The organism is Streptomyces sp. NBC_01288 (assembly GCF_035982055.1).
Lineage (GTDB): Bacteria > Actinomycetota > Actinomycetes > Streptomycetales > Streptomycetaceae > Streptomyces.
In genome coordinates, this window is the sequence record NZ_CP108427.1 from 3,178,761 (window position 1) to 3,202,406 (window position 23,646).

Annotated in this window: 22 protein-coding genes; 4 read left to right on the forward strand and 18 right to left on the reverse strand. The window is 70.7% G+C overall.

From position 1 onward, the window contains the following. Window positions 1–17: 17 nt before the first annotated feature. From OG194_RS13600 to OG194_RS13625, 6 genes are all read right to left on the reverse strand, one after another. Complete coding sequence (locus OG194_RS13600; RefSeq protein WP_327407058.1) at window positions 18–3,098, reverse strand: helix-turn-helix transcriptional regulator; 3,081 nt, start codon at window positions 3,096–3,098, stop codon at window positions 18–20. Between the two features lie 113 nt (window positions 3,099–3,211). Next, window positions 3,212–3,397 (reverse strand): hypothetical protein, encoded by a 186-nt coding sequence (locus OG194_RS13605; protein ID WP_327401128.1) that lies wholly within the window; start codon window positions 3,395–3,397, stop codon window positions 3,212–3,214. A 209-nt stretch (window positions 3,398–3,606) separates the two neighbouring features. Continuing rightward, window positions 3,607–4,215 carry a hypothetical protein gene (locus OG194_RS13610; protein WP_327401129.1) on the reverse strand — a complete coding sequence of 203 codons (609 nt, stop codon included), beginning with the start codon at window positions 4,213–4,215 and terminating at the stop codon, window positions 3,607–3,609. Window positions 4,216–4,250: 35 nt separating this feature from the next. Then, window positions 4,251–4,826 carry a GNAT family N-acetyltransferase gene (locus OG194_RS13615; protein WP_327401130.1) on the reverse strand — a complete coding sequence of 192 codons (576 nt, stop codon included), beginning with the start codon at window positions 4,824–4,826 and terminating at the stop codon, window positions 4,251–4,253. Next, a complete protein-coding gene (locus OG194_RS13620; RefSeq protein WP_327401131.1) occupies window positions 4,804–7,047 on the reverse strand; it encodes an MMPL family transporter in 2,244 nt (747 codons plus the stop codon). Before OG194_RS13620 ends, OG194_RS13615 begins: the two co-directional genes overlap by 23 nt. Before the next feature lie 218 nt (window positions 7,048–7,265). Continuing rightward, window positions 7,266–7,568, reverse strand: coding sequence for a hypothetical protein (locus OG194_RS13625; RefSeq protein WP_327401132.1), 303 nt, complete (start codon window positions 7,566–7,568; stop codon window positions 7,266–7,268). Between the two features lie 117 nt (window positions 7,569–7,685). Between OG194_RS13625 and OG194_RS13630 the strand changes: the two genes are divergently transcribed. Continuing rightward, on the forward strand, window positions 7,686–8,474 hold the full coding sequence (locus OG194_RS13630) for an SAM-dependent methyltransferase (RefSeq protein WP_327401133.1): 789 nt from the start codon (window positions 7,686–7,688) through the stop codon (window positions 8,472–8,474). Between the two features lie 68 nt (window positions 8,475–8,542). On the opposite strand, the gene gatB is transcribed toward OG194_RS13630, so the two are convergent. The 6 genes from gatB to OG194_RS13660 all read right to left on the reverse strand — a co-directional run bounded on the left by gatB (window position 8,543) and on the right by OG194_RS13660 (window position 13,142). Then, on the reverse strand, window positions 8,543–10,057 hold the full coding sequence (gene gatB, locus OG194_RS13635; protein WP_327401134.1) for an Asp-tRNA(Asn)/Glu-tRNA(Gln) amidotransferase subunit GatB: 1,515 nt from the start codon (window positions 10,055–10,057) through the stop codon (window positions 8,543–8,545). Between the two features lie 15 nt (window positions 10,058–10,072). Next, window positions 10,073–10,315, reverse strand: coding sequence for a hypothetical protein (locus OG194_RS13640; protein ID WP_019068646.1), 243 nt, complete (start codon window positions 10,313–10,315; stop codon window positions 10,073–10,075). Then, window positions 10,312–11,814 carry an Asp-tRNA(Asn)/Glu-tRNA(Gln) amidotransferase subunit GatA gene (gene gatA, locus OG194_RS13645; protein ID WP_327401135.1) on the reverse strand — a complete coding sequence of 501 codons (1,503 nt, stop codon included), beginning with the start codon at window positions 11,812–11,814 and terminating at the stop codon, window positions 10,312–10,314. The genes OG194_RS13640 and gatA overlap by 4 nt, the downstream gene beginning before the upstream one ends. A gap of 5 nt (window positions 11,815–11,819) precedes the next feature. After that, complete coding sequence (gene gatC / locus OG194_RS13650) at window positions 11,820–12,116, reverse strand: Asp-tRNA(Asn)/Glu-tRNA(Gln) amidotransferase subunit GatC (RefSeq protein WP_007384860.1); 297 nt, start codon at window positions 12,114–12,116, stop codon at window positions 11,820–11,822. A 95-nt stretch (window positions 12,117–12,211) separates the two neighbouring features. Further along, complete coding sequence (locus OG194_RS13655; protein WP_327401136.1) at window positions 12,212–12,703, reverse strand: cupin domain-containing protein; 492 nt, start codon at window positions 12,701–12,703, stop codon at window positions 12,212–12,214. A 67-nt stretch (window positions 12,704–12,770) separates the two neighbouring features. Next, a complete protein-coding gene (locus tag OG194_RS13660) occupies window positions 12,771–13,142 on the reverse strand; it encodes a DUF4267 domain-containing protein (protein ID WP_327401137.1) in 372 nt (123 codons plus the stop codon). Between the two features lie 96 nt (window positions 13,143–13,238). Between OG194_RS13660 and OG194_RS13665 the strand changes: the two genes are divergently transcribed. Next, window positions 13,239–13,823, forward strand: a complete 585-nt coding sequence (locus tag OG194_RS13665; protein ID WP_327401138.1) for a TetR/AcrR family transcriptional regulator — start codon at window positions 13,239–13,241, stop codon at window positions 13,821–13,823. 93 nt (window positions 13,824–13,916) lie between these two features. Here the strand turns inward: OG194_RS13665 and OG194_RS13670 are convergent, their stop codons facing one another. The 5 genes from OG194_RS13670 to OG194_RS13690 form a co-directional block, all read right to left on the reverse strand. Beyond that, a complete protein-coding gene (locus tag OG194_RS13670) occupies window positions 13,917–16,172 on the reverse strand; it encodes a putative bifunctional diguanylate cyclase/phosphodiesterase (RefSeq protein WP_327401139.1) in 2,256 nt (751 codons plus the stop codon). Between the two features lie 270 nt (window positions 16,173–16,442). Continuing rightward, on the reverse strand, window positions 16,443–18,635 hold the full coding sequence (gene ligA, locus OG194_RS13675) for an NAD-dependent DNA ligase LigA (RefSeq protein ID WP_327401140.1): 2,193 nt from the start codon (window positions 18,633–18,635) through the stop codon (window positions 16,443–16,445). A gap of 15 nt (window positions 18,636–18,650) precedes the next feature. Further along, entirely contained in the window at window positions 18,651–19,658 is a 1,008-nt protein-coding gene (locus tag OG194_RS13680; RefSeq protein ID WP_327401141.1) for a methionine synthase, read from the reverse strand. Window positions 19,659–19,945: 287 nt separating this feature from the next. Further along, window positions 19,946–20,644 (reverse strand): SDR family oxidoreductase, encoded by a 699-nt coding sequence (locus tag OG194_RS13685; RefSeq protein WP_327401142.1) that lies wholly within the window; start codon window positions 20,642–20,644, stop codon window positions 19,946–19,948. 7 nt (window positions 20,645–20,651) lie between these two features. Then, entirely contained in the window at window positions 20,652–21,191 is a 540-nt protein-coding gene (locus OG194_RS13690) for a TIGR00730 family Rossman fold protein (protein WP_327401143.1), read from the reverse strand. A gap of 50 nt (window positions 21,192–21,241) precedes the next feature. On the opposite strand from OG194_RS13690, the gene OG194_RS13695 reads away from it, so the two are divergent. Together OG194_RS13695 and OG194_RS13700 are read left to right on the forward strand one after the other, a co-directional pair. Further along, window positions 21,242–21,565: a DUF427 domain-containing protein gene (locus OG194_RS13695; protein ID WP_327401144.1), complete on the forward strand. Its 324-nt coding sequence runs from the start codon at window positions 21,242–21,244 to the stop codon at window positions 21,563–21,565. A gap of 57 nt (window positions 21,566–21,622) precedes the next feature. Beyond that, complete coding sequence (locus OG194_RS13700) at window positions 21,623–22,408, forward strand: alpha/beta fold hydrolase (protein WP_327401145.1); 786 nt, start codon at window positions 21,623–21,625, stop codon at window positions 22,406–22,408. 83 nt (window positions 22,409–22,491) lie between these two features. Here OG194_RS13700 and mnmA read toward each other — a convergent pair whose 3' ends face one another. Continuing rightward, window positions 22,492–23,622 carry a tRNA 2-thiouridine(34) synthase MnmA gene (gene mnmA, locus OG194_RS13705; protein ID WP_327401146.1) on the reverse strand — a complete coding sequence of 377 codons (1,131 nt, stop codon included), beginning with the start codon at window positions 23,620–23,622 and terminating at the stop codon, window positions 22,492–22,494. Between the last annotated feature and the right edge of the window lie 24 nt (window positions 23,623–23,646).

The following is a 23,646-nucleotide window of genomic DNA, read 5'->3' on the forward strand; positions in this document are numbered from 1 at the left end:
CCCCTACAGCGTACGACTCATCGCGCGGAGCGCGCGGTGAGCGGGTGGGGAGGGTGGAGAGGGAACAGCTCCAGCCGGTGGGCGACGGCCGCCGCCTCTCCCCGGCCCGAGACGCCGAGCTTGCCGAGGATGTTCGAGACGTGGACGCTCGCGGTCTTCGGGGAGATGAAGAGTTCCTCAGCGATCTGCCGGTTGGTGCGGCCGGCGGAGACCAGCCGCAGGACGTCCCGCTCGCGGCTGGTGAGGCCGAGCGCCTCGACCGGGTCGGCGGGATCGGCAGAGACCCCTCGCCGCTCCGGGGCCTTCGTGAGGGTCAGCCGGGCCCGCTGGGCGAGCAGCGCGACGGAGTCGGTGAGGGGGCGGGCGCCGAGGTGGTCGGCTACGGCTGCTGACAGGCGAAGGAGTTCCGTCGCGCGGTCCCGCTCGTCGTCACCCCCGTCGGGGGCGGACAGCAGCGCTTCGGCGAGGCGGTGCCGGACGCGGGCGAGGTCGTAGGGGCGGTCGAGGCATTCGAACGCGGAGACCGCCTCGGACCAGTCGTCCGGGGTGGAGTGGCCCTCGGCGTGCAGGAGTTCGGCGCGGAGCCAGCGTTCGTGGGCCTGCCAGACGGGGACGTGGGTGGGGACAGGCTTGGCGGCCTTCCGGATGCGTTCGAGGATCTCGGGGCGGCCGGGGTCGGCGACGGGCAGGCCAACGGCCTGGGTCTCGGCGACGGCCGCGGTGACCAGCAAGGGCCAGACCTCGAAGTACGTGCCGGGGAGGAAATCGGAGTCCAGGACGAGTTCGAGGGTGGCTCGGGCGTCGAGGAGGCGGCCTTCGGCGGTGGCGATCTGGAGTTCGATCCGCTCCAGGGGCAGATGGTGCTGAGGGGCGACGTCATGGGTGCCGAAGTGCTGGCGGGCGGCGGCCAGTTGACGGCGAGCCTCGGACAGGTCGCCGCGGGCGAGCGCGAGTTCGGCGCGGAGGCGGGCGTGGAAGCCGCGCGGTTTGGCGCTCTGGTCCACGCGCTCCGACTTGGTCGCGGCCTCGGCGGCCTCGTCCCAACGGCCCAGGGAGAACAGGGATTCGGCGAGGTTTCCCCAGATCCAGGCCTCTTTGTCGAACTGCCCGAACTTCCTGGCGAAGGCGAGCCCCGTCTCCAGGATGGGCACGGCCTCGCGGGAGCGGCCGACGGTCTGGAGGGAGGAGGGAAGGTTCACATAGCTGCGGCCGGCGACGACGGAGATGCCTTCGGCGACCGTGCGTTCGTTCACCTCGACCAGTTCGGCGAGGCCTCCCTCGACGTCGCCGGAGGCGACCATGAGGCCGGCCAGGGTGAGGCGGGCGTCCATCTCGATCTCGCGGGCGCCGACCATGCGCGCGTACTCGACCGCGCGCTCGGCGGCCACATAGGCGTCGGGTCCCGGGACATGGACCATGGACCAGCCGGCGACCTTGGCGAGGACCTCCGCGTGTACCTCGGAGGGCGGCAGTCCGCGGACCAGCTCCTGCGCGGCGGCGAGTTCCGGCCAGCCGTCGCCGCGGGCCTGGGACCGGACGAGGACGGAGCGCTGCACCCAGAACCAGGCGGCCCGCAGCGGGTCGCCCTCGTCCTCCAGGAGGTGCAGGGCCCGCTTGGTGATCTTCAGGGCACGCTCGCGCTCCCCGCTGAGCCGGCCGGCGACGGCGGCCTCCGCCATCAGGTCGAGGTAGCGCAGGGGCGTGGTCTCCGGGTCGCAGCCGCAGGGCGGGTACACCTCGGTGTAGTCCACGGGGCGCAGGCCCGCGCGTACGGCGTCGGGGACGGTGTCCCAAAGCTCCATCGCCCGCTCCAGGAGCCGAAGTTGCTCGGAGTGGGCGTGTCGGCCGCGGGCGGCCACGGAGGCGTCCAGGACGGCGGGGAGGGCCTTGGCGGCGTCGTGGGCGTGGTACCAGTAGCTCGCGAGGCGCATGACGCGCTGGTCGGCCGGGACGAGCGTCGGGTCGGCCTCCAGGACCTCGGCGTAGCGGCGGTTGATGCGGGAGCGCTCGCCGGGCAGCAGGTCGTCGCCGACGGCCTCGCGGACCAGGGAGTGGCGGAAGCGGTAGCCGTCGTCACCGGGCGCCGCCTGGAGGATGTTGGCGCCGACGGCGGCCCGCAGCGCCTCGATGAGGTCGTCCTCGGCGAGCCGGGCGACGGCGGCGAGCAGCCGGTACTCGACGGTGGAGCCGCCCTCGGCGACGATCCGGGCGACCCGCTGGGCGCTCTCGGGCAGCGACTCGACGCGGACGAGGAGCAGGTCGCGCAGCGAGTCGGTGAGGTCACTGCGGCAGCCGTCGTGGGCGGCGACGGCGAGTTCCTCGACGAAGAAGGCGTTGCCGTCGGAGCGTTCGAAGATCTCGTCGACCTGGGCAGGGTCGGGTTCGGCCGCGTGGATGCCGGCGATCTGGCGGCCCACCTCCTGCCGGTTGAAGCGGCCCAGTTCGATCCGGCGGACCGTGCGGAGCCGGTCGAGTTCGGCGAGCAGGGGGCGCAGCGGGTGGCGGCGGTGGATGTCGTCGGCGCGGTAGGTGGCGAGGACGACGAGGCGGCCGGTGCGCAGGGTGCGGAAGAGGTAGGCGAGGAGGTGGCGGGTGGAGGCGTCGGCCCAGTGCAGGTCCTCGAGGGCGACGACGACCGTGCGGTCGGCGGCGACGCGCTCCAGGAGGCGCGCGGTGAGTTCGAAGAGGCGGGCCATGCCCTCCTCGTCGTGTCGGCCGGCCCGCTGGAAGGTGGCCGCTTCCGCCAACTCCGGGAGCAGCCGGGCGAGTTCCTCCTCCTGGCCGGCGGCCGCGGCGGACAGCTCGTCGGGCAGTTCGCGGCGCAGCGCGCGCAGGGCGGTGGAGAACGGGGCGAAGGGCAGGCCGTCCGCGCCGATCTCGACACAGCCGCCGAGCGCGACGACGGCACCCCGGCGGCAGGCGGCGGTGGCGAACTCCTCGACCAGCCGGGTCTTGCCGACGCCGGCCTCGCCGCCCAGCAGCAACGCCTGCGGCTCGCCCGCGGCGGCGCGGGCGAGCGCATCGTTCAGCGTGTCCAGTTCGTCGGCGCGGCCGACGAAGACCGGACTGACGGACCTGGTCTCCACGCTTGCGAGCATGTCACGCGGGTCTGACAACGCGGCACCGGTTTTCGGGAGGGCGGCCGCGGGGAGCAGCGCCCCGCGAGCCTGCCGGGCGGGCGCCGTACGGCCGTCCTCCCGGGCCCGGACGGTCACGACGCACGGGCGAACAGGTGCCTGCGGGGGCGCTGGCTATGCACCTCCCCCTCGGCGGCCTGGCGGGCCTGCTCGCGGCGGGCGGCACGGGCGCCCCGCACGGCCTCGCGGGCCAGTCGCTCGTTGGCGGCCTGCCGGCGCAGTTCGGCGGAACGGATCTGGTGGAGTTCGAACTCGTACATCTCAAGTCCCTTGATGGAGGCGGTTCTTCGGCTTCGCTTGTTGCGATGCCTCAACCTTCGTCTCCAAGGGGGGTCCGCCACATCGGGAGAGTTCCGCATCTTCCGAGGCCGGGTGGGCCTTAGACATGCGTAAGGGGTCTTAGGGCCTCCGTAAGGTGCTTACGGAGGCCCTAAGACCCCTGATTACGTGCGGTGGCGTGAGCCGGCCGTCAGGTGGCCGACGGCAGGCTGAGCAGCAGGTCGGTGTACTTCAGGACGGCCAGGAGCAGTCCTACGACACCGAGCGCGACGCCCGCCCAGGCGACCGACTTGATCCAGGTGGCCTGCGGCTTGCCCGGAGTGCCGAACGCGGGCCGGACCAGGGCCGCGACGCCCACGAGGGCGCCGACCAGGGCGAAGATGCCGGCCCACAGCGCGGTGGTGTGCCAGGCGTCGCCGTAGACCTCCTTGATCTGGGTGGACACGCTCGCGGTGGAGGCGGTGTGGAGCTGGCCCACGAGGGTCTCGCGGGCGGCGGCGACGGAGCCGACCCAGCCGCCGGAGAGCGAGATGAAGCCGAGCGCGGCGGAGACCACGGCGGCTGCGCCCTGGCCGACGCCGGAGGGGCCCTCCTCGGGGTGCTCCAGCCGGAGCTTCGCGAGTTCGGCCGCGTACTCCTCCTCGGAGAGGTCGTCCTCGTCCTCGGCGGCTTCGGCCTCGGTGTTCGCCGTGTCCGGCTCGGTCACTTCCTCGTCGGTCTTGGTGACATCGACGGTCTCCGCGTCGCTCTTCACCTCGGTGGCCTCGTTCGCGGCCTCGTCAACAGTCTTGGTACCCATGATGCGCACGGTAGGGGTGAAGTATGAGAAGTTCCTTAAAGATCGCTGTGTTGCGCACGCGCGCGTGCCTCGCGCCACTCGGGTGCGAGCACGGACCACACCTCTATGTCGTGTCTTACGCCCCCGTAGGGGTGGGACTCGCGCAGGACCGCGTCCCTGGTCATGCCCATGCGGCGGGCAACATTCAGGCTCTTCTCATTGCCCGCTGCGGCGTGCCATTCGACGCGGTGGATGCCGCGCCGGTCGATCGCGAAGTCGATGAGAATCCGTATCGCCCGGGTGATCAGTCCGCGGCCGGCGGCGGCGGGTTCCAGCCAGCAGCCGACCTCGCAGTTGCCCTGGTCGGCGTGGAAGTTCAGGAAGAGGACCCCGCCGACGAGCTTGCCGTCCAGCCAGATGCCGTGCAGGGACGCGCTGTCGGCGGCGCGGAGGTCGGCGTAGCGCTGGAGCATCGCCCGCGCGGAGTCGACGTCCGTCTCCTTGGACCCGAAGGCGATGTACTGGCCGATGAACTCCCGGCCGCGGTCCAGGTGGGCGAGGAACTCCTCGGCGTGCCACGGTTCCAGGGGACGCAGTTCGGCTCCGTCGTCACCCAGGGATATCGCGTACATCCTGCTCCTGCTCCTTCGCCAGGACGTCCGCCACCTCTGCGTCCGTCGCGGCGGCCAGCCTCTCATGGGCTGCTCGGCACTCGGGGGGCTCGATGCTGATGCGGGGCAGGACGCGGTCGAGGCCCTGGGGCAGCCACCAGTTGGCGCCGCCCAGGAGATGCATGAGGGCGGGCACCAGGAGGGTGCGCAGGACGAACGCGTCCAGGGCGACGGCGGAGGCGAGCGCGATGCCGAACATGGCGATCACGCGGTCGCCGCTGAGCACGAAGGCGAGGAAGACCGAGATCATGATGACGGCGGCCGAGTTGATCACCCGGCTGGTCTCGGCGAGGCCGACGCGGACGGCGCGGCGGTTGTCGCCGGTTTCCAGCCATTCCTCGTACATCCGGCTCACCAGGAAGACCTGGTAGTCCATGGAGAGCCCGAAGAGGACCGACACCATGATCACGGGGAGGAAGGGCTCTATCGGTCCGGCGCGTCCCAGGCCGAGGAACTCGCTCCCCCAGCCCCACTGGAAGATCGCGACGACGACCCCGAAGGCGGCGGCCACGGCGGCGACGTTCATCGCGGCGGCCTTGAGCGGGATGCCGATCGACCGGAAGGCGAGCAGGAGCAGCACACAGCCGAGCGAGATGACCACCCCGACGAACAGCGGAAGCTTGCCGACGATCACGTCGGCGAAGTCGTCGTAGCTCGCCGTCACACCGCCGACGTGGATGTCGAGCGAGGTGCCCGTCTCGGCCCGGGGCAGCACCTCGGTGCGCAGCCGGTCGACGAGTGCGCTGGTCCTCTGCGACTGCGGTGCCGAGTCCGGTACGACGCCGAAGTACCCGGTGGAGCCGTCGGCGTCGTAGGTCACCGGGGTCACGGAGGCGATGCCCTCGGTGGTGCGGAGGGTGGCGTCGAGGTTGTCGAGGGTGAGCTTGTCCTCGGCGCCGTCGATCTTTGTGACGAGGGTCAACGGACCGTTGACGCCGGGCCCGAATCCGGTCGCGAGGAGGTCGTAGGCCTGGCGGGTGGTCGACGACCTGGGGTCGTTGCCCTGGTCGGAGGTGCCCAGGTGGAGGGCGAGGGTGGGCAGCGCGAGGACGGCCATGACGATCAGGGCGAGGGTGCCGAGCAGTTTGGGCCGGCGCTCGACGAACGCGGACCAGCGGGCGGCGAGGCCGGTGGGGAGCTCCGGCTGGGGCCCGTGCTCGGCCAGTCGGCGCCGTTCGCGGCGGCTGAGGGCGCGGGGGCCGATGAAGGACAGCAGGGCCGGGAGAAGCGTCACGGAGGCCGCGACGGTGAGCACCACGGTCAACGAGGCGGCGATCGCGACCCCGTTGAGGAAGCCGAGGCGCAGGATCAGCATCCCCAGGAGGGCGATGCACACCGTGGCGCCGGCGAAGACGACCGCGCGTCCGGTGGTGACGACCGCGTTGGTGACCGCCTCGGTGACGGACAGGCCGCGTTTCAGCCCGCGTCGGTGCCGGGTCACGATGAACAGGGCGTAGTCGATGCCGACGCCGAGCCCGATCAGCATGCCGAGCATGGGCGCGAAGTCGGCGACGGTCATGGCGTGCCCGAGCAGCACGATCGCCCCGTACGCGGTGCCGACGCTCACCAGGGCGGTGCCGATGGGCAGCAGCGAGGCGGCGAGCGACCCGAACGCGAGGAACAGCACGAGGGCGGCGACGGCGACCCCGACGATCTCGGCGGTGTGCCCGCTCGACGCCTCGGTGAGCGCGATGGCGCTGCCGCCCAACTCGACCTGGAGCCCGTCGGTCCGGGCTGCCTTGGCGGCGCGGACGACCGCCTGCGCCTCGGACCTGTCGATGTCCTCGGCCTGGTGCGCGAAGGTGACGGTGGCGTACGCGGTGCGTCCGTCGGCGCTGATCCGGCCCGTGCCCTGTCCGTCGTACGGACTGACGACGGAGGCGACTCCGGACAGGTCGGCGATCCTGTCCAGGGCGCCGGTCATGGTCTGTTCGACGGCGGCGGCGCGGACGGAGCCGGGTGAGGTGCGCCAGACGACGGTGTCGCTGTCGCCGCCGAGGCCCGGAAACCCCTCCTTGAGCAGTTGGGTCGCACGACCCGACTCGGTGCCGTGGGCCTCGTAGTCGTTCGAGTACGCCGAGCCGGTGACGGCGGCGGCCGCGGTGACCCCGCCGAACGCGACGAGCCACAGCAGGACGGCGACAAGGCGGTGCCGAACACACCAGTGGGCAAGGGCTGCCACGAACGCGCTCCCGGGGATGGCGAATTGTGGATCTTTGACCGGGAAAATTCGTTCAAGGGATGAACAGCCCGCAAAGAACGCATGAGCAATACGGGGCCCACTCTTGCAGCAGAAAATGATCGTTCATGACGTTCGTGCGCTGAATCACGGGAGTGGGAGCCAGATCACAGGACAGTAACGGCAACTCTGTAGCCCGGGCTGCCGCGTTGACCGTCGCCTCAGTCGAACTGGTCCCCCAGGGCCATCACCATCGCCCCGACGACCAACAGCCAGAGCGCCCGCCTGGTACGGCCCCTGGACCCGAGCACGGACGCGAGCGCGCACACCGCGGCGCCCACCGCATAGGCGGCCGGAACGAGCACCGGCCCGGCCCCGCTCGCCCGCAACACCGCCGCGGCCACTCCGGCGATGGCCAGCACGGCACCGGTCAGCCCAGCCGTCCACCGGGCCCGCCGCGCGTCCAGCGCCGGATCCCCGAAGTCCGGCACTTCGGATATCTCGGAATCTCCGCGTCCGTCCATGGCGGGCGAGCGTAGCGCCTCCGCCTGAGAAACCTGGTGCGCGGCCAACCGACGTCCTCCACAATCTCGTTGCTTCCTCACAGCAACCTACGCAGAACCGGAGGACACCGTTCACCGATGCCGGACACCGACCTGACCGCCCGTCTGACCCACCCCCGCTACCCGCGCAGCAACACCTACGACGCCCGCTGGACCATCGAGAACCAGATGGGCCCGCACGCCCTGTGGCTGCTGGAATGGCTGGCCCCGGCGCTCGGCCTGGACACCTTGCGCCCCGGCGCGCGCGTGCTCGACCTGGGCTGCGGACGCGCCATGACCTCCGTCTTCCTCGCCAAGGAGTACGGCGTCCAGGTCACGGCCGCCGACCTGTGGGTAAAGCCCGAGGAGAACGCCGTACGGATCGCCGAGGCGGGTGTCGCGGACCGAGTTCTCCCCCTACAGGTGGAGGCGCACGACATCCCCTTCGGGGACGGCACGTTCGACGCGATCGTGTCGATCGACGCCTACCAGTACTTCGGCACCGCCGACCTCTATCTGCCCACCCTGACCCGGCTGTTGAAGCCGGGCGGCCGGATCGGCGTCGTGATGCCCGCGCTGCGGGAGGAACTGGCGGGCGACGAGGCGCCGGAGCATCTGAAGCGGTACTGGGAAGGGGACCCGGGCTTCTGGGCGTTCCACTCCCCCGCCTGGTGGCACAGGCACTGGACTCGCGGCAGGGCCGTGGAGGTCGAGACGGCCGACTGGCTGGCCGATGGATGGCGCGACTGGCTGCTGTGGAGCGAGGTGTGTGCCGAGGAGAGCCCGAGCGAGTTCATGGCGGGCATGGCGCGCACGTCGGCGGAGTTGGTGCACGCCGACGTGGACCATCTGATCGGCTTCACACGCGTCGTGGGGCGCCGCCTGTGAAGTGACACACCTGGGGGATGCATCGCAACCGATGCATCCCCCAGGGCTGTTGATGTCCTACGGCCGTATCAGCCTTCGCTGACGCCCAGTTGCTCCAGGATGAGCTCCTTGACGCGGGCCGCGTCGGCCTGGCCACGGGTGGCCTTCATGACCGCTCCGACCAGCGCGCCGGCCGCCGCCACCTTGCCGCCGCGGATCTTGTCGGCGATGCCCGGGTTACCGGTGATGGCCTCCTGGACGGCGGTGGTGAGGGCGCCGTCGTCGGAGACGACCTTCAGGCCGCGCTTCTCGACGACCTCGTCCGGGGTGCCCTCGCCGGCGAGGACGCCTTCGATGACCTGGCGGGCCAGCTTGTCGTTCAGCTCGCCGGCGGTGACCAGGGCGGTGACCCGGGCGACCTGCTCCGGCGTGATGGGCAACTCGTCGAGCGCCTTGCCGGACTCGTTGGCGCTGCGGGCGAGTTCGCCCATCCACCATTTGCGCGCGGAGGCCGAGTCCGCACCGGCGTCGATCGTGGCGACGATCGGGTCGATGGCACCGGCGTTGAGGATCGACTGCATGTCGAACGCGGTGATCCCCCACTCCTCGCTCAGCCGGTTGCGGCGGGCCAGCGGCTGCTCGGGCAGCTCGGCGCGGATCTCCTCGACCCACGCGCGCGAGGGGGCCACCGGCACCAGGTCCGGCTCCGGGAAGTACCGGTAGTCCTCCGCCTCCTCCTTCACGCGGCCCGAGGTCGTCGACCCGGTGTCCTCGTGGAAGTGGCGGGTCTCCTGGATGATCGTGCCGCCGGAGTTCAGCACCGCGGCGTGGCGCTGGATCTCGTAACGGGCGGCACGCTCCACGGAACGCAGCGAGTTGACGTTCTTCGTCTCGCTCCGGGTGCCGAACTTCTCGCGGCCGTACGGGCGCAGCGACAGGTTCACGTCGCAGCGCATCTGCCCCTGCTCCATGCGGGCTTCCGACACACCGAGCGCCCGGATCAGCTCGCGCAGCTCCGCGACGTAGGCCTTCGCGACCTCGGGAGCACGCTCGCCCGCACCCTCGATCGGCTTGGTGACGATCTCGATGAGCGGGATGCCGGCGCGGTTGTAGTCGAGCAGCGAGTGCGAGGCGCCGTGGATACGGCCCGTCGCGCCGCCGACGTGCAGCGACTTGCCGGTGTCCTCCTCCATGTGGGCGCGCTCGATCTGCACCCGGAAGGTCTCGCCGTCCTCCAGCTGTACGTCGAGGTAGCCGTTGAAGGCGATCGGCTCGTCGTACTGGGAGGTCTGGAAGTTCTTCGGCATGTCCGGATAGAAGTAGTTCTTCCGGGCGAAGCGGCACCACTCGGCGATCTCGCAGTTCAGCGCGAGGCCGATCCTGATCGCGGACTCGACGCCGATCGCGTTGACGACCGGGAGCGCGCCGGGCATGCCGAGGCAGGTCGGGCAGGTCTGCGAGTTCGGTTCGGCGCCCAGTTCGGTCGAACAGCCGCAGAACATCTTGGTCTTGGTGCCGAGTTCGACATGGACCTCAAGGCCCATGACGGGGTCGTACGACGCCAGCGCGTCCTCGTACGACTCCAGGTCGGTCGTGGTGGTCACGGTGAACTTTCCCTCTCAGCCCAGCAGGACGTCGTCGTCGCCCAGCCGCTTCAGCTCGCGGTACAGGATGGCGAGGCCGGTGACGATCGCGACGGCGGACACCGTGGCGTCGATCAGACGGAGCGTGTCGTGCTCGGTGCGCGCCTTCTTGATCTGCTTGGCGACACCCAGCGCGCCGAACGCGGTGGTGGCGATGGACACATACGTGCCGGACTTCGACTTCTTGAAGCCCTTGGCCTTCGACAGTGCGTTGCTCACAGCGACGGTGCCTCCTCAAGCAGCGGGTGGCCCCACTTTTCCACGAAGGCGGCCTCGACGGCGGCGCCGACCTTGTAAAGGCGGTCGTCCTTCAGCGCCGGGGCGATGATCTGGAGCCCGACCGGGAGACCGTCCTCCGGCGCGAGACCGCAGGGCAGCGACATGGCCGAGTTGCCCGCCAGGTTGGTCGGGATGGTGCACAGGTCCGCGAGGTACATCGCCATCGGGTCGTCGGCACGCTCACCGATCGGGAAGGCGGTGGTCGGCGTCGTCGGCGAGACGATCACGTCGACGCTCTCGAACGACTTCTCGAAGTCGCGGGTGATGAGCGTACGGACCTTCTGGGCGCTGCCGTAGTACGCGTCGTAGTAGCCACTCGACAGGGCGTACGTCCCGAGCATGATGCGGCGCTTCACCTCGGGGCCGAAGCCCGCCTCACGGGTGATCGAGGTGACCTCTTCGGCCGAGTGGGTGCCGTCGTCGCCGGTACGGAGGCCGTAGCGCAGGCCGTCGAAGCGGGCCAGGTTCGACGAACACTCGGAGGGCGCGATCAGGTAGTACGCCGACAGGGCGAGGTCGAAGGACGGGCAGTCCAGCTCGACGATCTCCGCGCCCAGTTCCTTCAGGACCTCTACGGCCTCGTCGAAGCGCTGGATGACGCCGGCCTGGTAGCCCTCGCCGCGGAACTGCTTGACGACGCCGACGCGCATGCCCTGCACGCTGCCGTTGCGGGCGGCCTCGACGACCGGCGGGACCGGGGCGTCGATGGAGGTGGAGTCGAGCGGGTCGTGTCCGGCGATGGCCTCGTGCAGGAGCGCCGCGTCCAGGACCGTACGGGCACAGGGCCCGCCCTGGTCGAGGGAGGACGAGAAGGCGACCATGCCGTAGCGGGAGACCGCGCCGTACGTCGGCTTGACGCCGACCGTGCCGGTGACGGCGGCCGGCTGGCGGATGGAACCGCCGGTGTCCGTGCCGATCGCCAGCGGCGACTGGAAGGAGGCGAGCGCGGCGGAGGAACCGCCGCCGGAGCCGCCGGGGATCTTGGTGAGGTCCCAGGGGTTGCCCGTCGGCCCGTAGGCGCTGTTCTCGGTGCTCGACCCCATGGCGAACTCGTCCATGTTGGTCTTGCCGAGGATGACCACGTCGGCGGCCTTCAGCCGCTTGGTGACGGTCGCGTCGTACGGCGGGATCCAGCCTTCGAGGATCTTGGAGCCGACCGTGGTCGGGATGCCCTCGGTGGTGAAGATGTCCTTGAGCGCGAGCGGGACGCCGGCCAGCGGGCCGAGCTGCTCGCCCCGGGCCCGCTTCTCGTCGACGGCGCGGGCCTGCGTGAGGGCGCCCTCGCGGTCGACGTGCAGGAAGGCGTGCACCTTCGCGTCGACCTCGTCGATCCGGGCGAGGTGGGCCTCGGTGACCTCGACGGCCGTGAGCACGCCGGACGCGATGTTCGCGGCGATCTCGGCGGCGGTGAGCCGGATGATGCTGCTGTGGTCCGTCATGGTGGTTAGTCCTCCCCCAGGATCTGCGGCACCTTGAAACGCTGCTGCTCCTGGGCCGGGGCGCCGGAGAGCGCCTGCTCGGGGGTGAGCGAGGGACGGACCTCGTCCGCGCGCATGACGTTCGTCAGCGGCAGCGGGTGGGAGGTCGGCGGTACGTCTTGGTCGGCGACCTCGCTGACGCGGGCGACCGCGCCGATGATGTCGTCGAGCTGTCCCGCGAAGTGCTCAAGCTCTTCGGGCTTCAGCTCCAGACGCGCCAGCCGGGCGAGGTGGGCGACCTCCTCGCGCGTGATGCCAGGCATGCAGCGTTCCTCTGGGGTGAGTGTGTGTGGTTTGGCGGCAATCCTATGGGGCGGGTGCCCTCAGCCGTTAAACGGTTTCTCCGGAGCCCCGGGCCTCAGCCTCTCGCATCCCACGCCGCGCTCCTCATGAAGTGGTTGTCGTACAGCTCCTGCACCTCCAGGAGGCTCTCCGGGCCGACCTCTCCGAGGGCGATGCGCTGTAGGTGACGGAAGTACTCGAAGCGTTCCACGCCGGGCGTGATGACGATGAGGAGGTCGGCGTCGGCGCCGGGTGCGGCGGCGAAGGCGTGGGGCAGACCCGGCGGGACGACGACCAGGTCGCCGGGTCCGGCGGTGACGACCTGGTCGCCGGAGAGGATCTCGGCGGCGCCGTCGAGCAGGAAGAACATCTCGGCGGAGTTGTCGTGCCAGTGCGGTTTCGCGCCGTCCGCTCCCCCGCTGAGGGTGACGCGCTGGGTGGACAGCGCACCGCCGGTCGCGCTGCTGTCCGCCAGCAGCTTCACGGTGGTCGGCGCCCGGCCCACCACCTCGGCCTCGGCATCGCGGACGATCACGGACTCGTCGAACTTCGGTACGAGCAACGACATTTCGGGACCCCGTTCGGATGAGAGTTCGGATGAGAAGGAGGAGTACGGCTCGGACAGCTCGGACGACTCAGACAAGGAAGAGCAGCACGGCACTGATCAGTACAACGATCGCCGTGGCGAAGTGGATCCCGAAGGCCACGGCTTTCGTTCCGCCGTGGCGCAGCACTATCAGGGTGTCGCCGAACGGGACGACGGCGACGCAGAGCATGAACCAGGCCTCGGCATACGCCCCGGCGAAGGCCAGCACCGCAAGGCCCACCAGACCCAGCGTGCCGTCCCTGAGGCCCTTGATCGTGAGGTAGGCACCGGCGTCGCCGGCGGGATCGGCCGGCACTCCGTAACCGGTGGCGGCGGGGCCGGGCTGGAACAGGAACCGGTAGCCCAGGAACAGGCAGAACAGGTCCAGCACGATCGCCAGGGCGTACGCGGTGATGGTCATGCCACTTCTCCTCGTCTCGTTTTCTAGCAACGCTAGCGACAAGAGCGAAGCTAACAGAGCACCGCAAGAAATGCTAGCGATGCTAGAATCCCAGGCATGACGATTCAGACGCGCCGGGAGCGCGAGCGGGCGGAACGGGAGCGACTGATCATCTCGGCCGCACGTGAACTGGCCGAGACGGAGGGCTGGGACGCGGTGACGACCCGGCGCCTGGCAGCCGAGATCGAGTACAGCCAGCCCGTCCTCTACAGCCACTTCAAGGACAAGGGGGCGATCATGGCGGCGGTGGCGGTCCAGGGCTGCGAGGAGATCGCGGCCGAGATGCGCACGGCCCGCACGGCGGCGAAGGGGGCCCGCGCGGCACTGGCCGCGGTGGGCGAGTCGTACACGGCCTTCGCGCGCCGCCGCCCCGCGCTCTACGACGTGATGTTCACGCACACGGTGGACCTGCCGTTCGCCACTCCCGAGGCCCCGGCGGCCCTCCAAGCGGCCTTCGGCGAACTGTTCAAGGCAGTCCAACCGATCGCGGCCAAGGGCGACGACGTAGGCCTACTGACGGAGACCTACTGGGCAGGCCTCCACGGCCTGGTAACCCTGATGCGCAGCGGCCGCCTACCGGAGGAGGAACACGACCAGCGCCTGGCGCTGTTGATCAGTCACTTTGCAACGAGCGTGAGTTGAACCCCTCAGGGGGGCGGGGAACTGCGCGCCCAGCCACAACGGGCCGCCAGTCGCGAACAAACAGAAGCCCCCACCCCAAGAGGCGCAGCGACCTCAGCCGATCCGCCCCGGATCATCCGCCGCAGCCGCAGGCAGCGCAGCCCGCGGCCGCTGCCAACCCCGCGAACCCCTCGCCCGAAGCCACGCGGTCATGTCCTCCGGAGGCATGGCCGCAGCGACAAGCCACCCCTGAACCGCATCACACCCAAGATCCCGCAACCGCTCCCACGTCTCGTCGTCCTCAACCCCCTCAGCCACGACGAGCAACCCGAGGGAATGCGCGAGATCAACAGTGCACCGCACGATCTCCGCGTCCTCCGTGTCCACCGCGAGCCGAGCCACGAACGACCGGTCGATCTTCAACTCGCTGACGGGCAGCCGCCGTAGATGCACCAGGGACGAGTACCCCGTACCGAAGTCGTCGAGGGACATCTTCACGCCGTGCCCGGTCAGCCCGTTGAGGGTGTCGGCGGCGCGCTGGGGGTCCTCCAGGAGGACGTGTTCCGTGATCTCCAGCTGGAGCGAGCCCGGCGGGACCCCGTGCCGGGCGAGGCGCGCGGCGACGGAGCCCGCGAAGCCGGGGGTGTGCACATCGCGCGGGGAGACGTTCACCGCGACCGGCACGAACAGGCCCTGGGCGCGCCATCGGGCGACCTGGGCGAGGGCCGTGTCGAGCACGTACTCGGTGAGATGGGGCATCAGCCCGGACGACTCCGCGATCGCTATGAACTCGTCCGGCGGCACCTTCCCGCGCTCCGGGTGCACCCACCGCACCAGCGCCTCAAGTCCGGCGACCTGACCGTCGAAACGGACCTTGGGCTGGTAGTGCAGCTGCACCTCGTGCGCGTCGAGGGCCCGCCGCAGATCGCCCAACAGGCCGAGCCGGTCAGGGGTGTTGGAGTCCCGCTTGGACTCGTAGACCTCTACGCCCGTACGGTCCCGCTTCGCCTGGTACATCGCGACGTCGGCCCGGCGCAGCAGCCCCTCGGCGTCGAGGGCGTGGTCGGGGAAGACGGCGACGCCCGCGCTGGCCTCCAGGACGAGGGTGAGCCCGTCGAGGTCGAGCGGGGAGCTGAGCGCGGTGACGAGGTTGCGGGCGACCCGGGTCGCGGACGTCGTGGAGTCGGCGACGGGCAGCAGGACGGCGAACTCGTCACCGCCGAGCCGCGCGGCCTCCGCCCCGCGCGGCAGCGCCACCCGCAGCCGGTCGGCTATCTGCAACAGCAGCCGGTCACCGGCGAGATGGCCCAGGGTGTCGTTGACCGACCGGAACCGGTCGAGGTCGATCAGCATGAGCGCGGCCTTGGCGCCGATGCGCTCGGCGTCGTCCAGGGCGGTCCAGATACGTTCCAGGAGCCACTGCCGGTTGGGCAGCCCGGTCAGCGGGTCGCGCAGCTGCTCCTCGGCTCTGGCCCGGGCCATCCACAGGGTGGAGTCGAGGGCGATGAGCGGGATCGAGAACAGGGGCAGAAGGACCGGCTGGGCTACGGCGACCACGCAGATGAGGGGTGCGATGCCGAGCAGGGCTACGGCGACCAGCCCCTGTCTGAGCAGGGCGGTGCGGGCGACGGTGGGCAGTCCGCCGTGCCGCGGGGCGTGCAGATACCAGAGCAGGGTGCGGGTCACGGCGAGATAGGCGACGGCGACCAGCACCACCTCGGGGGCGGTGTAGACCGTCCAGGTGTCGGGGTTCCAGGGCTTCTCCACGGACGGCACTCGTCCGAACGCGCCCAGCACGAGTGCTCCGGCGGCTATGCCGAGGATGTCCACCGCGCCGTGCAGCACGCCCTGGCGCCAGCGGTTGCGCCGGGCTATGCCGACCAGGACGACGACGGTGAGGCTGACCATGCCGGCGGCGACCCAGCCGTAGAGCAGCAGGACACCGAGGGTGAGGGCGGCGCCCGAGCCGGTGCCGCCCCACCAGCGGGCGCGGCCGAGGGCGACGAGGTGGCCGACGATGATGCCGGTCAGCACGGCGAGCGACCAGCCGACCGTGCCGGACGGGAAGAGCGCGTGGTCGCCGGTGAACGCCCGGAAGAAGCCGGCGCCGAGGACAAAGCCGGCCGCGACGACGACCGCCGTGGGCAGCGCGGGCCAGGTCAGATGGCGCTCGCCGTCGCCGGGCAGCCCTGCGCCCGGGTCGGCCGAGAGTGGTCCGGAGTGGCGGGCGTCGGGTGTGGAGTACTGTCCGGTGGCGCGCGGCTGGGCGCCCGGACGCTCCACGGGTCGCGCTCCCCAACGACTCTCCCGCCAGGCGCCGGTGACCCGGCGCAGCAGTGAGTCCGGGGGGGCGCTCTCGGTCGGTTCCATTCCCGTCCCTCTCACAGCCGGCGGTGCCCACGCCACGCGGTCCGATGCCCGACTTCCGTCAACGGCACCGCGTTTGGAAAACCCCTCCCCCTGCTCACCAAGAGCAGGGGGTTGCCCCAACCGCAGCTGGGCACGGCAGGTGCACACCTCAACAGTAGGCCGCAGAAGGCTTCCACGGGCAGCGGTCGTAGACGGTTGCCCGAATGCGACCCGGCCACCCGTATGCATCTGGTATGCGCCGATCGGGTGGCCTTCAACCGCTGCTCCTCGCTACTCCTCGACCGGAAGCGCGACTTCGGCGGCCGCCTCTGGTCCCTGTTCCAGGAGGACGGTGAAGCCGTCCTCGTTCAGAACAGGCACCTTGACCTGCATTGCCTTGTCGTACTTCGAACCAGGATTGTCACCTACGACAACGAAAGACGTCTTCTTCGAAACAGAACCGGTCACTTTCGCTCCCCGGCTTTGCAGGGCGTCCTTCGCCCCGTCCCGTGTGAAGTGCTCAAGTGTGCCGGTGACGACCACGGTGAGACCTTCGAGCGGACGCGGGCCCTCGTCCTCGGCGGAACCCTCCTCCTCCATCCGGACCCCGGCGGCCCGCCACTTGCGGAGGATCTCCTGGTGCCAGTCCTCGGCGAACCACTCCTTGAGCGAGGCGGCGATGATCGCGCCGACGCCGTCGGTGTTCGCCAGCTCCTCCTCGGTGGCCTGCTCGATCCGCTCGATCGAACGGAACTCGCGGGCCAGCGCCTCGGCCGCGACCGGGCCGACATGACGGATCGACAGGCCGGTGAGGATACGGGCGAGCGGCCGGTCCTTGGCCGCCGCGATGGTCTCCAGCATCGCGAGGGCGTTCTTCTTGGGCTCGCCCTGCTGGTTGGCGAAGACCGTGGCGATCTTCTCCTCGCCGGTCTTCGGGTCGCGCTTGGGCAGCCCGCTGTCCTGGTCGAGGACGTACGCCTTGATGGGCAGCAACCGCTCGATGGTGAGCCCGAACAGGTCGCCCTCGTCGGCCAGCGGCGGGTCCGCGGGCTCCAGCGGCTTGGTGAGGGCGGCCGCCGACACATAGCCGAAGTGGTCGATGTCGAGCGCCTTGCGGCCCGCGAGGTAGAAGAGGCGCTCCCTCAACTGGGCAGGGCAGGTGCGGGCGTTCGGGCAGCGGAGGTCGATGTCGCCCTCCTTCATCGGCCGCAGCGGCGTACCGCACTCGGGGCACTCGGCCGGCATCACGAACTCCCGCTCGCTGCCGTCACGCAGGTCGGCGACCGGGCCGAGGATCTCCGGGATGACGTCACCGGCCTTGCGGAGCACCACCGTGTCGCCGATGAGAACGCCCTTGGCCTTGACGACCTCCTGGTTGTGCAGCGTCGCGAACTCGACCTCCGAGCCGGCCACCGTCACCGGCTCGACCTGGGCGTACGGCGTGACCCGGCCCGTACGGCCCACGCCCACGCGGATGTTGACGAGCTTGGTGTTGACCTCCTCGGGCGCGTACTTCCACGCGATCGCCCAGCGCGGGGCGCGGGAGGTGGAGCCGAGCCGCCCCTGGAGGGGGATCTCGTCGAGCTTGACGACGACGCCGTCGATCTCGTGCGCCACGGAGTGGCGGTTCTCGCCGTAGTACCGGATGAACTCCCGTACGCCGTCGAGGTCGTCGACCACCTTGTTGTGCGAGGAGGTGGGCAGGCCCCAGGTCTTCAGCAGGTCGTAGGCCTCGGAGAGGCGGGTGAGGGCGTCGAAGCCCTCCAGGGCGCCGATGCCGTGCACGACCATGTGCAGGGGGCGGGTGGCGGTGACGCGGGGGTCCTTCTGGCGCAGTGAACCGGCCGCCGCGTTACGGGGGTTGGCGAAGGGCTTGTCGCCGGCCTCGACCAGGCGGGCGTTGAGCTCCTCGAACTTCTCCATCGGGAAGTAGACCTCGCCGCGGATCTCCACGAGATCGGGCACGCGGTCGCCGGTCAGGCGGTCCGGGATCTCCGCGATCGTACGGACGTTGGGCGTGATGTCCTCGCCCGTACGGCCGTCGCCGCGGGTCGCCGCGCGCGTGAGGCGACCGTGCTCATACGTCAGGTTGACGGCGAGGCCGTCGACCTTCAGCTCGCACAGGAAGTGGTAGTCGGTGGTACCGACGTCCTTCTGGACGCGCTCGGCCCAGGCCGCCAGCTCCAGGTCGTCGAACGCGTTGTCCAGGGAGAGCATGCGGGAGCGGTGGACGACGGAGGTGAACTCCGTCTCGTACGCCCCCGCGACCTTCTGGGTCGGCGAGTCCGGCGTCCGCAGCTCCGGGTACTCCTCCTCCAGCGCCTCCAGGGAACGCAGGAGCTTGTCGAAGTCCGCGTCGCTGACGACCGGGGCGTCGTTCACGTAGTACCGGAAGCGGTGCTCCTCGATCTGCTCAGCGAGCTGCGCGTGCTTCTCCCGTGCCTCTGCGGGCACCGCCGTCTCCGCTTGCCTGTCGCCGGCCACCGTATTGTCCTTCCGTCACTCAGGGTTGTCCGCGAGGGATCTCGCCGCCCGGACGCAGTGGGCGAGGGCATGGCGCGCGTACTCGGGAGAAGCCCCCGCGAGTCCGCACGACGGGGTGATCGTGACCGCCTCCGCGAGAAGTCCCGGTCGCAGCCCCAGCCTGCGCCACAGCGTCCTGACACCCATGACGCTACCGGCAGGGTCTGACAACGCGGTGTCCGTGCCCGGCACGACACCGGCGAAGATCCGGGTGCCGGCCTCGACCGCCTCGCCGATCACGTCGTCGTCACGCTCGGTGAGAAGCGAGAAGTCGAAGGAGACCCCCGCCGCGCCCGCCCGGCGCAGCAGGGCGAACGGCACGTCCGGTGCGCAGGAGTGGACGACGACCGGGCCGTTCCCGTGCACCCCGACGACCTCGCGGAGCGTGTCCTCGACGAGTTGACGGTCGACGGCGCGGTGAGTGCGGTAGCCGCTGGCGGACCTGACGTGTCCGCGCAGGACGGCCATGAGGGACGGTTCGTCGAGCTGGAGCACGATCTGGGCGCCGGGGACGCGGCGTTGGACGTCGGCGAGGTGATTGCGCAGCCCCTCGGCGAGCGAGCCCGCGAGGTCCCGGCCGGCGCCGAGGTCGGAGAGCACGGACTCACCGTTCCTCAACTCCAGACTCGCGGCGAGGGTCCAGGGTCCAACGGCCTGCACCTTGAGCGGCCCCTCGTACCCCTGGGTGAACTCCTCGAACGCGTCGAGGTCCTCCCCCAGCCACGCCCACGCCCGCTTCGTGTCCCGCCCCGGACGGTCCCCGATCCGCCAACCGCTGGGCTCCACACGCGCGTACACCTCGACGAGCAGCCCCGCGGTCCGGCCGATCATGTCCGCGCCGGGTCCCCGCGCGGGCAGTTCGGGCAGGAACGGGAAGTCCTCGAAGGCACCGGTCGCGGTCTTCGCGGCCTCACGGGCGTCGATGCCGGGGAGTGAACCGACACCGGTGGCGGGACCGAAGCTGAACTGGCTGCTGTTGCTCACCCCGGAAGACTACGGAACCTTCCGGGGGTGTGGCAGCGTGCCTGGGAGCTGCGCCCCCAGACCCCGCTTCGGCCTCAACGGCCTCGTCCTCAAACGCCGGACGGGCTGGATTGTGGCGGCCTGGGCTGAGAAGTGCCCGCCTCCGCCGACCCGTTCACCACCCGGCTCGGTTGCTTGGGGGTTCACCTTTTGACCGACAGTAAGCGGGTGGTGGGTGGACAAAGGGCTGGGGGTCCAGGGGGCGAAGCCCCTTGGCGGGGTCTGGGGCGGAGCCCCAGTGGGCAACCTCAGCGTCCCGGCCGCACCGTCAGGTCGTTGACCTCCGCGTCCCCCGGCAGGTCGATCGCCATCAGGATCGTCGTCGCGACCGACTCGGGGTCGATCCACTGGGCGGGGTCGTACTGCTTGCCCTCCTGTTGGTGGACCTTGGCCTGCATGGGGCTGGCGGTGCGGCCGGGGTAGACCGAGGTGACGCGGACGCCGTTGGGGTGCTCCTCGTGGCGCAGGGAGTCCGCCAGGGCCTTCAGGCCGTGCTTGGAGGCGGCGTACGCGGACCAGTCGGCGCTCGCCCGCAGGCCCGCGCCGGAGTTCACGAAGAGGACGTGGCCGCCGGACAGGCGGAGTTGGGGCAGGAAGTGGCGGGTCAGTTCGGCGGGGGCGATCAGGTTGACGTTGAGCTGGTGGCGCCAGGTCTTCGGGGTCAGCTCGCCCACCGGGCCGAGGTCGACCACCCCGGCGATGTGCAGGAGCGTGTCCACGCGGTCGGGCAGGGTCTGGTGCGAGAACGCCCAGCTGAGTTTGTCCGGGTCCGCCAGGTCGCCCACCAGGGTGCTCGCCCCGGGGTACTCCGCCGCCAGTTCCTTCGCGCGGCCCGCGTCGCGCGCGTGGAGCACGAGGTCGTCCCCGCGCGCGTGCAGCCGGCGGGCGACGGCCGCGCCGATGCCTGAACCGGCCCCGGTGATCACATGTGTTGCCATGTCCGCCATGCTCGCATCACTCGATGCCCTGGCTCTCCTCCAGGTAGGCCAGTGCCCCCACCGGCTCCTCCGCGAAGAACACCAGGTCGGCGAGCGGGACGGGCAGGAACCCCTCGTCCTCCATGCGCCGGAACTGGGTCTTCAGGCCGTCGTAGAAGCCGGCGGTGTTCAGGAGCACCACCGGCCTGTCGGTGTGGCCGTGCTTCTTCAGTTCCAGGATCTCCGTGGCCTCGTCCAGCGTCCCGGTGCCGCCCACCATGATCACCACGGCGTCGGACTTCTCCAGGAGCAGCCTCTTGCGTTCGGCGAGGTCGGACGCGATCACCATCTCGTCGGCGCCCTCCCGTGCCGACGCCGCCAGGAAGGTCACCGAGACGCCCACCAGGCGTCCGCCGGACGCCTGAACGCCGTCGGCGACCACCTTCATCAGCCCGGACTCGGAACCGCCCCACACGAGCGTGTGCCCGCCCTTGCCGAGGAGTTCCGCGAACTCGCGCGCGGGGCGCGTGTAGCGCTCGTCCAGATCGGCGGCGGAGAGAAAGACACAGATCTTCATGTCGTCACCGTACGCGGGAAGAACCAGGGGCCCGGGAGTGCTTTTCCGGTATGGCCCAAGGACACACGATCACGATCGAGCAGGGCGACCGGCACGTCCGCGTCGTCCACGGCGACCAGGTGCTGGCGGAGAGCGACCGCCCCCTCGTCCTGAAGGAGACCGGTTCCCCGGTGCGGTACTACCTCCCTCCGGAGGATGTACGCCTCGACCTCCTGACCCCCTCCGAGACCCACACCCACTGCCCCTTCAAGGGCGACGCCTCCTACTGGTCCCTGCCGGACTCCCCCGACCTGGTGTGGGCGTATCCCGACCCCAAGCCCGACGTAGCCCAGATCAAGGACCACCTCTGCTTCTACGAAGTAGAGGTGTCGTAGTCGATTCAGAAGTGTCGTGACCGATTAGTCGGCGTTCCTTCGGCAGTCTTCATCGACATGGACAAGAAGACTGTTTCGCGCGACGGCACCGCCATCGCGTACGAACGCATCGGTGGGGGTCCGCCCGTCGTCCTGGTCGGTGGCGCGATGACCACGGGCGACGGGCTCCTGCCGCTCGCCGCGCAGCTCGCGCACCGGTTCGGGGCCGTCCCGTACGACCGCCGGGGCCGGGGCGCGAGCGGCGACACGGCGCCGTTCGCCGTGGCCCGGGAGGTCGAGGACCTCGCGGCGCTGATCGACGCCGTGGGCGGCAGCGCGGCGCTCTACGGCCACTCGTCCGGCGCCGCCCTCGCCCTGCACGCGGCGGCGAGCGGCCTCCCCGTCACCCAAGTCGCCCTGTACGAGCCGCCGTTCGCCCTCGACGCGACCGGCGCCAAGGAGCGCGCCGAGTACACCGAGCGCCTCACGGAACTCCTCGCCGAGGGCCGCCACGGCGACGCCGTCGCACTCTTCATGGCGCTCACCGGCGCACCCCCGGAGATGATCGACGGCGCCCGCCACTCCCCCATGTGGCCCGGCATGGAGGCCATCGCCCCGACCCTCGCCTACGACGACGCGTCCATGGGGGATGGATCGGTGCCGGCGGAGCGGCTGGCGTCCCTGTCCGTCCCGGTGCTCACCATCGCGGGCGGCGCGAGCCCCGAGTGGATGCGGGAGGCCGCGCAGGCTGTGGCGGACGCGGCGCCGGACGGGTCGTACCGCACGCTGGACGGTCAGACCCACATGGTGGACCCGGCCGTGCTTGCGCCTGTGCTCACCGAGTTCTTCGCGGACTCGAACTGACCCCGCCGACTGACGACTTGGCACCAGTCTCAGGCCCTGATCTCAGGCGCCCCGATCTGGCGCCCTGATCTCAGTCCCAGGTCTCAGGCCATCGCCGTCGCCGCGCGCGTGGTCGTCGCGATCGTCGCCGACCCCACCACGCGCGTGTCGTCGTACAGCACGATCGCCTGCCCGGGGGCCACGCCCCGTACCGGCTCGGTGAACGACACCTCCAGGGTGCCGTCGACGAGTTCGGCGGTGACCTCGGTCTCGCCGCCGTGGGCGCGGAGCTGGGCGGTGTAGGTGCCGGGGCCGGTCGGGGCCGTGCCGCACCAGCGGGGCTTGACGGCGGTGAGGCCGCTGACGTCGAGGGAGGCGGCCGGGCCGACCGTCACCGTGTTGTCGACCGGGGAGATGTCCAGGACGTAGCGCGGCTTGCCGTCGGCCGCCGGGGTGCCGATGCGCAGGCCCTTGCGCTGGCCGATGGTGAAGCCGTACGCGCCCTCGTGCGAGCCGATGACGGAGCCGGACTCGTCGACGATGTCGCCCTCGGCCTTGCCGAGGCGGCCCGCGAGGAAGCCCTGGGTGTCGCCGTCGGCGATGAAGCAGATGTCGTGCGAGTCGGGCTTCTTGGCGACCGCGAGGCCCCGGCGCTCGGCCTCCGCGCGGATCTCGTCCTTCGTCGTGACCGTGTCGCCGAGCGGGAACAGCGCGTGTGCGAGCTGCCGCTCGTCCAGGACACCGAGGACGTACGACTGGTCCTTGGCCATGTCGGAGGCGCGGTGCAGTTCGCGGGTGCCGTCCTCGTTCACGATCACCTGCGCGTAGTGGCCGGTGCAGACCGCGTCGAAGCCGAGGGCGAGCGCCTTGTCGAGCAGGGCGGCGAACTTGATCTTCTCGTTGCAGCGCAGGCACGGGTTCGGGGTGCGGCCGGCCTCGTACTCGGCGACGAAGTCCTCGACGACGTCCTCGCGGAAGCGGTCGGCGAGGTCCCAGACGTAGAACGGGATGCCGATGACGTCGGCGGCGCGGCGGGCGTCCCGTGAGTCCTCGATCGTGCAACAGCCACGCGCGCCCGTGCGGAACGATTGCGGGTTCGCGGAGAGCGCGAGGTGGACGCCGGTCACGTCGTGGCCGGCTTCCGCGGCGCGGGCGGCGGCGACGGCGGAATCGACGCCGCCCGACATGGCGGCGAGTACGCGAAGGGGGCGGGGGCGCTGCGAGGTCTCAGTCATAACCCTTCCAGGGTACGGGTCGTC